The following is a 362-nucleotide window of genomic DNA, read 5'->3' as shown; positions in this document are numbered from 1 at the left end:
CCTGTGGTCTCACCGGCTTTAATAGTGATCGTCTGACCGTTCGAAAGCGTCACGGTAACGTCGGTTTGCGCCTTGTTAGTCAAGGTCGCGGTGTAAGTGATATCGCCGCCTTCAACTACCGACGCTTTATCAGTAGTCAGCGAAACCGTGGTGTTGTCGATCGAGTCGGTGATGGCTGTTTCAGCTGCCTTCGGATCGGTAACCAGATTCTCAAAGTTACCGCCTTCGGTTTTGGCGATCGTAGTGCTGACGGTTGAGCCGTTGTTATAGACGTCGTTGGCTGGGGTGTTGAACACAGTCGAGCCTGTGGTCTCACCGGCTTTAATAGTGATCGTCTGGCCGTTCGAAAGCGTCACAGTGAC

At 53.0% G+C, this 362-nt stretch carries 1 protein-coding gene; it reads right to left on the bottom strand.

Annotated features, from left to right (window positions below; all coding sequences use genetic code 11):
* Nucleotides 1–362, bottom strand: a 362-nt coding sequence (locus tag AOA59_RS32315; protein WP_158235210.1) for an immunoglobulin-like domain-containing protein, incomplete at both ends; no start/stop codon positions are given.

Source organism: Pseudomonas sp. 2822-15 (genome assembly GCF_002742515.1).
GTDB classification, from domain to species: Bacteria; Pseudomonadota; Gammaproteobacteria; order Pseudomonadales; family Pseudomonadaceae; genus Aquipseudomonas; species Aquipseudomonas salomonii.
Note: the sequence above shows the minus strand (reverse complement) of the source record. Positions and strands in the feature narration are given on the sequence as shown.